We start from the raw sequence: 7,843 nt of genomic DNA on the forward strand, positions 1-7,843 counted from the left end.
ATATATAATAGGGCTCCATTATAGGTGTATAATTATCTTAAAGGGGGGCTAGTAAATGAGTTACGTATTGGGAACCATTTTCTTATTATTAAGTGTCTGGCAGTTTGTCATGTTTAAGCGATCACTCACCCACTTTAAGCAACGGGGAGACAAGAATACCTCTCCTTTTATTATGTTAGCACTATGGAGCGGCTTGTTATTTGCCCTCACGTTTTTAGGCATTGCGATCTCTTGCTTTTTTTAGATTATTCACGCTTTATTTAAGAGACGTTATGTCTCTTTTTTTATTGCTCCCTCTGTGATCCTCTCAGCTGAATTTCAAAATTAAAAATATTTCATAAAAGATGCTGATTTTTGATTATTCAGGATAATTTAAAATAACTAATGATAAAAATTGGGATCAATCAAATATAAGCTTTCATACCAATATCTATCCTACTATTATTTCAGACTAAAAAGGGAGATAATATAACGGTTTATATCGATTGGTTTCGTAGGAAAGGACTTAAAAAAAAGCAGTTATTACAGTACCTATGTTGGGGTTAGTAATATCATGCTGGAAGCCGTGATACAATAATCGTATTCAAATAGATCATTAAGCCCATACAACCCATGTGCTTTTTTTTTAACGGTTTTGAAATTCCGATGAAGACTCCGCTCTGCTGACTAAACTTATCTGATTACATAAAAAATACATTTACAAGCCCTCCTCTTTTCAATATAGTGAGAAAAAAGGAGGGCTACTATGACACTCATGAGCAGACTTAAACCCAATATATTCTTATTCATCGGAATGATGATCGTTTTACTTAATGCGCTTTTTATGAATTTCAATTTTCTTATGAACATCCTAGGCTTCGTTCTTATACTTTTTTCCAGCGATATCACGAAATTGATCAATAACCACCTAAAAAGCAATCATTAATTGATCGCTTTTTTGATTGTTACCAGCCTAAACAGATAGGAGATGCCTGTTAATTTTAGTGACAATACTGGTTTGAAAGAATAATTCTCTAGGCATTATGATGCATCGATCAACTATTAATAAAGAGTCTGTAGATTATTTGGTTGTTCCTTCAAGATAGGCATGCTATCTTTATTAAAAATAACTTCAGGAGTTACACAATGACTTATAAAGATAGGAAAAACTATTTACTTTATACCTCGGTTGCCTTTTTAGTGGGGGCAGCACTTTATGGTATTTTATCTCTATTAATGGTTCTCTCTCCCGCAACTGAATTGTCATCATTTACTAAAATCCTCTATTTTGCTGCCGGCACCCTTTTAGGCGGATACTTGATCGGCTCAATTCTTTCTGGAATATTTATGTTTAGTTCATTCATAAAGAAGCAATCTAAAAAGTTTAAGATTCTTGCAATCATCTTCTTTTTCATTACGATCCAGCTTATATTTTTCGTTGGATTTTTTGCTACACTTCCCTACTATATATACAACCTCATTCACGTTCGCCAACGAAGAATTATAGTTGAAAAATAATTTTTGATATTTTATCGAAAACACGCCTGAAAGCAGCAAAGACTGCTCGCAGACGTGTTTTCATTTAATCTAATCCATTAAAAATTTTCAATGCACTAGTAACGTTTTCCTTGATTGCGTTAGTAGCGGCTAAGGATAACTCATCAAAGAAATATTCATCCTGTTGAGTTAAGCACTTCTTTTCCACCGCTTCTCCAGCGGCTAGATTCATATAGGTATAATAGTTGATTTTGCGTATTCCAGCAGCAATAGCTTTTTGATAATCTGCCTCTGAAACACCTGATCCGCCATGCATTACTAATGCCGCCTCGTTTGTCGCTATCCGAATTGCTTTGATCCGTTCGAAGTCCAGATTCGGTTCCATCATATATTTTCCATGCACGGTCCCAAAAGAAACTGCCAAGCTGTCTACTTTCGTTTTTTCAATAAATTCGCTGGCTTGTTGCGGATTTGTAAAGAGATCAGCATTACCGAAATCGCTGGCTTTTGACGAACGCCCTTCTCCACTGCCAATCGCAGAGTTTGTCATTTCACCTAATTCTGCTTCAACAGAGACACCGACACTGTGGGCAATCTTAACTAATTCCGCCGTTTCCTTTACATTAGTGTCATAATCCTTCAATGAAGCATCATACATAATAGAAGTAAAACCTAGGCGAATGGCTTTGACACATTCCTCTAAGCTCGCTCCGTGATCTAAATGAACTGCGACAGGAACTTTGGCTTGCTTTGCAAACTCGACCATGACCGGACCGATCTCTTCAATTGAAATCAAATGTTCATGAACTTCTGCGTGTTGAATGATCACGGGAACGTCCAACTCTTCTGCTGCTTGAATGACTCCCCGCAGTGATTCCAAATTAGGAACATTGAAGGCTCCCACTGCTCGTTGCCGCTTTTTGGCATCCATCAATAAATCTTTGACTGTTACTAACATCCTTACTCACTTCTTTCTTGTTCAAAATCGATGACAATCCGAAACGCATCGGTATTCACAGCTTCATCAAACGCTTTTTCAATTTGACTTAGCGGATAAATCTTTGTGACAAACGGTTTCACATTGACAACACCTTGGCTGATCAAGCGAGCTGCTCGAATGAAATCTCGTTTGTTTGAATTAGCTGTCCCCATGATTTTCTGTCCTGTTTTATGGATATGATCGAAAGTTACGCCGACTGGTTCATCAGGATAATAGGAAGAATACAAAATCATCGTTCCTGTATTAGACAGATTTTCTAATAAGCCAGGAATCAACGCTGAATTTGGCGTGGTATTAAAAATAATCTGAGCACCTAGACTTTCCGTATAGGATAAGACTTTCTCCAATAAGTTCTCTTTAACAGGATTGATGATCTGAGCTGCACCTAGTTCTTTGGCTAATTTCAAGCGCTCTTCATTAGGATCTGAAACGATCACAATAGCACCTCTTTTTTGAGCCAATTGCAAATGCAGCATTCCCATGATCCCAGCTCCTACGATTAGAACATAATCACCGAAATTAACTTCGGCAGTCTCAACACTGTGAAGAACACAAGACAACGGCTCTGTTAATGACGCTTCAGCGGGGGCGACATTTTGGTAGCTAAAAATATTTTCAGGGTCTACTACTAAGTATTCCGATAATCCGCCCATCCCTTTGTACGGCAATCCCGGCTGCTGTTTGCTGTGATCAAAGTTCAAACAGTTTTGTTCCTCACCAGTTCGGCAGTAATAGCAATGACCGCAGGCTAAATTCGTCCCAAAAACAATTTGGTTCCCGATCTGCCAATCGCCTTCGACCCCTTCCCCCAGTTGAACAATTTCACCAGCGATCTCATGGCCGCCAATAAACGGGTATTCCACTTTTTTTACACCTGTGTAAACTCTTTGTTCCCAAGTACAAATTGCGCAAGTATCAATCTTCATCAAAATCTTTCCATTAGGAACTTCTGGTAATGGTGTTTCTTCAACTACTAGATTTTTAATATCGTAAAATACGGACGTTTTCAAAAAAATTCCCTCCCTTAGATAAATAAGAAGAAGCGGCGTTAGATGGCCCGAAGCCTTCACCCTAACGTCGCTTATTCATTACAATGAGTTAACAACTAACCCTAGTGCCGCTAAAATTGCGCCTCCAACGATTTGAATCACTAATACTTTGGTTGGTGTATATTTTTTATGCTTCAATAGATAATAAGTAAGCAGTGTTACCCCTAGTGGAAGGATACCTTTTACTAGACTGTCCAATACATCCGTTTGAATGGATAAGCTTTCTTTACCACTTAAATGCACACTCAATGGTGTGGCCACCTTCACGAAATTCGCGGCCAACGACCCAATAACAATCGCGCCGAGCGTTTGAGAAAAGGTCATGATGTAAGACAGCCGACCACCGGCCATCATCTTTTGAATCCCTTCCTTACCTTGTTCGTAACCTTGAATCCACAAGAAGTATGCGATGACCGTCATAATGATCCAATGCAGAGCAAAGAACAACACTGGACCCATGAAGATATTTCCCTTAGCACCAAAAGGTAATGTGAAGGATAATAGAATCGGTATTAATGTTCCTTGCCATAAGGTATCACCAATCCCAGCCAAAGGTCCCATTAACCCAGTCTTCAGTCCGTTGATCGTCTGATCATTGATATCTGCTCCCATTGCTCGTTCTTCTTCCATCGCAATGGTCATTGATAAAACAGGACCGCCGAATGAAGGCTCGGTATTGAAAAATTGCATATGCCGTTCTAAAGCAGCCTTCATTTCATCTTCATCTTTCCCATAAAGCTTTTTCAAAATAGGGCTGAACGCATGAACAACGCCGGTAGCTTGCAACCGTTCATAATTGTAGTTTGCATGCGAGAAGAAGGTCCAACGCCAGAAAGCTTTAACTACATCTTTTTTAGTCAACAGCTTTTCTTTTTTTGTTTCTATCGTTTGATCCATTATGCCAAGCCCCCATTCTTATCTTTCAAATATAATTCAGTAAAGACATAACCAATAATGGCTGCGAAAATAGCGATTGGCACAGATGGTAAGCCAGAATAGATCGCTAACATAAAGCCAAATGTGAAGAATAGCAAGGTTCCTTTTCCGTTCATTGCCCGCAGATTCATCGCAATCCCTAATGCTGGTAAGATGCCTCCAATAGCTGAAAGAACATCTAAAGGTCGACCACTTAAAGCATCCACGATTCCTTCTACTGCATCCGCTCCAAGATAAGCAGCCAATGCGACAGGAACAACAGTAATCAAAAGTAAAAATAATTGCGGTGGTACGATATGAAGCCAATTAATTCGATCGATTTTTCCTTCTTCTGCGGCTTTATCTGCCATATGAACAAATGTGATGTCTACCGTCATATGAGCAACCCAGATCAGAGTTCCTAGTAGACCGATTGGCACGGCTAAGGTTACTGCAACTGCGGGTTCAACTTTTGCTGCCATCGCTAAAGCGGTTCCAAGAGTTCCGGCAAGCGCTGGGTCCATGGCAACAGTTCCCCCAGCTGAGATAAAGGCAAGATATGGCAAGTTAATTGCCGCCCCGATAATACAGCCTTGCACCGGATCACCTAAAATCAAACCAACAACAGTCCCATTCACTAATGGTCGCATCCAACCGTGAGTCCCCACTAATGACAGCCAGGGTGTTCCATTAATCCCGAGGTAATAGACGACACCAATCAAAATTGCTTGGATGAGGCTTATTTTCATTTTGACACTTCCTTTACTAAAATATTGTTTTAAAGCAATCCTTCAATTGCTTGCGAACCTTGATCCGGAATAACATGAATCTTCATTTTTACATCGTTGCCGACAATTTTTCTAAATGCTTCTTTTTCTTCTTCTGACGCTGAAATATTTTTGTGGAAGGTTTTCCGATCTTTCCGTGCACCCATACCGCCGATAATAATCTCCTCAAACTTCACACCTTTTTCAATTAGACTCAAATAGGTTTGAGGTTCTTTTGCTAAAACAATAATCTTATGACCATCTGGAACATTCGCTAATAATGCTGCTCCATCATCAATGCCTAAAATAGATAACTTAATCCCACTTGGCACTGCCATGGACATGATGGACTTAGTAAATTCATCACCTGCTGTTGCGTCATCGACAATAACGATGTGATTCCCTCCTGTAAATTGCAACCAAGCAGTCATTACCTGCCCATGAATCAAACGATCATCTATTCTTGCTAAAACGATTTCTCCCATTTTAGAACACTCCTTTTATGAATTTAATTTAGCCATTTCTTCTAAGAATTCTTTGATACCATCTTTTCCTGCATTCATCGCCGCCTGATACATCGTTTCCAAATCAGCTCCGATCATTCGTTGATTAAATGCTTCGATCAACATCGGAAGATTCACTCCTGAAACAAGGCGATACTTGTGATCTTTCAACTTGTTAAAGGACATCGCCGCCTGATTGTAAGGACTCGCTGAGAACAGATCAACTAAAACTAAAACGCCCTCTCCTTGATCCAGCTCACAAATCCCGGCTTGAATTTTTTCACTGAACTCAACAATGTCATCACCATGTTTTAAACCTAGCGTTTGATAGTCCTCTTGCTCCCCCATAATAAGACTTAGACTATCCATCAATCCTGTAGCCATTTCGCCATGAGTCACGACTAAAATTCCTGTCACCTTTGCCACTCCATTCATAGTTAATTTAATTCCGGATTACCAAGTAAAGTGCATTACTGTTTTGTTCCAACCAGGATTTTCAACAAATTTTTCCATAACTTTCGTAAAATCTTCGCCTGAGGCAATTTCCGATAGTTGTTTAGGTAGAATTTTACTTAAAGCTTCTCGATATGCTGCGTCTTTCATACCTTCAACGACTGCTTCAAAATCAACTGTGGATGAACGACTGCTGCCATGTGCGGTGATCCCTTTTTCCAAAATATCCCGTGTATCGATCGGAACTAATTCCTCCGTCACACCCATAAAAATGATATCTGCTAACGAATCCGCAATTTCAATCGCCTGGTTTAAAGCACTTTCGCTGAATTTACCGCCGGTACATTCAATCAAGACATCAAACTTTTCTTTGGAATTTTTAAAATCATAGGTCAAAACATTCTCAGTCCGGGCAAAATCAAAATGAGCCAGCTTGTCGTCTGCCGCACCGAAAATCACAAAACGTTCTGCATCTATTCCATACAAGTACTTCAACATGACAGCTGTAAAGTAACCGACCGGTCCGTCGCCAAAAAGAGCAACACAGGTATCCGCCTTTTTCAGCTTCTCTTCTACGTGACTGATCGCATGATGTGAAACAGAAGATAATTCCGATAAAACAGCAATTTCATTAGGAATCTCGTCCGGAATTTTAACTAGACATTCCTCGGGATGAACCAATCGGCTTTGGGCCAAGCCATCGTAGCCGCTTCCTAAGAAGGCATTTCCTTTAGAGTAATTCACAGGTACATCCGGTTTTTGCTCAATTTCTGGATGTAAAATTTGGCCTGGAATATTCGGAACAACTACTACTCGATCCCCGACCGCGAACTTATCTGAATTTGTTTCCTTTACTACACCAATTCCTTCATGTAATAGGGCCATCGGTAATTTTTTAGCTAACGCTTCGGGCCGACGCAATCCGGCAAAATACCTTAAATCCGCATGACAAATACTCGCATAAGTCGGTTCTATCGCTACCCAACCAGCCGGGATTGTTCTCTTTTTTTGAACTTCTTTAATCACTCCTGGTTCAACAAGACTAAATACTCTTGATTCAACCGTTTTATCCATTCTAAAATTCCTCCTCATTTCGATGCTCGTTTCCACTCTTTATTGCTCGTTTACGAGTATAGCATCGTTGATAACTTTTGTAAACGTTTTATTTACTGAAAAAAATTAAATAATTTATATGTCTAATGTGATCTTCCTATTTAGATTTCAAAGAAGCATTGATATTACCCTTTAAACATACTACATACGAGATTCATGAGCGTCTCGTGGGCTCGGAGATGTGTATAAGAGACAGCCAGAGAGCCGCCTTCGCCACTGGTGTTCCTCCATATATCTACGCATTTCACCGCTACACATGGAATTCCACTCTCCTCTTCTGCACTCAAGTTTCCCAGTTTCCAATGACCCTCCCCGGTTGAGCCGGGGGCTTTCACATCAGACTTAAGAAACCGCCTGCGCTCGCTTTACGCCCAATAAATCCGGACAACGCTTGCCACCTACGTATTACCGCGGCTGCTGGCACGTAGTTAGCCGTGGCTTTCTGGTTAGATACCGTCAAGGGATGAACATTCTACTCTCATCCTTGTTCTTCTCTAACAACAGAGTTTTACGATCCGAAAACCTTCTTCACTCACGCGGCGTTGCTCGGTCAGACTTTCGTCCATT

The 7,843-nt window shown here is 40.1% G+C and carries 8 protein-coding genes and 1 other annotated feature (1 of these 9 only partly in view); of the genes, 1 reads left to right on the plus strand and 7 read right to left on the minus strand.

The window, feature by feature from the left end; all coding sequences use genetic code 11:
• Positions 1 to 1,125: 1,125 nt before the first annotated feature.
• Complete coding sequence (locus A5875_RS12060) at positions 1,126 to 1,497, plus strand: hypothetical protein (protein WP_088933820.1); 372 nt, start codon at positions 1,126 to 1,128, stop codon at positions 1,495 to 1,497.
• A gap of 64 nt (positions 1,498 to 1,561) precedes the next feature.
• Here the strand turns inward: A5875_RS12060 and A5875_RS12065 are convergent, their stop codons facing one another.
• From A5875_RS12065 to A5875_RS12095, 7 genes are all read right to left on the minus strand, one after another.
• Complete coding sequence (locus tag A5875_RS12065; RefSeq protein WP_088933821.1) at positions 1,562 to 2,434, minus strand: class II fructose-bisphosphate aldolase; 873 nt, start codon at positions 2,432 to 2,434, stop codon at positions 1,562 to 1,564.
• A gap of 2 nt (positions 2,435 to 2,436) precedes the next feature.
• Positions 2,437 to 3,486, minus strand: coding sequence for a zinc-dependent alcohol dehydrogenase (locus A5875_RS12070; protein WP_088933822.1), 1,050 nt, complete (start codon positions 3,484 to 3,486; stop codon positions 2,437 to 2,439).
• Between the two features lie 78 nt (positions 3,487 to 3,564).
• The gene (locus A5875_RS12075) at positions 3,565 to 4,422 is read right to left on the minus strand and encodes a PTS system mannose/fructose/sorbose family transporter subunit IID (protein WP_088933823.1); all 858 of its coding nucleotides are present in this window, start codon (positions 4,420 to 4,422) and stop codon (positions 3,565 to 3,567) included.
• A complete protein-coding gene (locus A5875_RS12080) occupies positions 4,422 to 5,189 on the minus strand; it encodes a PTS mannose/fructose/sorbose/N-acetylgalactosamine transporter subunit IIC (RefSeq protein WP_088933824.1) in 768 nt (255 codons plus the stop codon). The genes A5875_RS12075 and A5875_RS12080 overlap by 1 nt, the downstream gene beginning before the upstream one ends.
• Before the next feature lie 29 nt (positions 5,190 to 5,218).
• On the minus strand, positions 5,219 to 5,692 hold the full coding sequence (locus A5875_RS12085) for a PTS sugar transporter subunit IIB (protein WP_088933825.1): 474 nt from the start codon (positions 5,690 to 5,692) through the stop codon (positions 5,219 to 5,221).
• A 15-nt stretch (positions 5,693 to 5,707) separates the two neighbouring features.
• Positions 5,708 to 6,127, minus strand: coding sequence for a PTS sugar transporter subunit IIA (locus A5875_RS12090; protein ID WP_088933826.1), 420 nt, complete (start codon positions 6,125 to 6,127; stop codon positions 5,708 to 5,710).
• Between the two features lie 36 nt (positions 6,128 to 6,163).
• On the minus strand, positions 6,164 to 7,237 hold the full coding sequence (locus A5875_RS12095; protein WP_088933827.1) for an alcohol dehydrogenase catalytic domain-containing protein: 1,074 nt from the start codon (positions 7,235 to 7,237) through the stop codon (positions 6,164 to 6,166).
• 184 nt (positions 7,238 to 7,421) lie between these two features.
• Positions 7,422 to 7,843, minus strand: a sequence feature (16S ribosomal RNA rRNA prediction is too short) (it continues 142 nt past the right edge of the window).

Source organism: Enterococcus sp. 3H8_DIV0648, from assembly GCF_002140655.1.
GTDB classification, from domain to species: Bacteria; Bacillota; Bacilli; order Lactobacillales; family Enterococcaceae; genus Enterococcus_A; species Enterococcus_A hulanensis.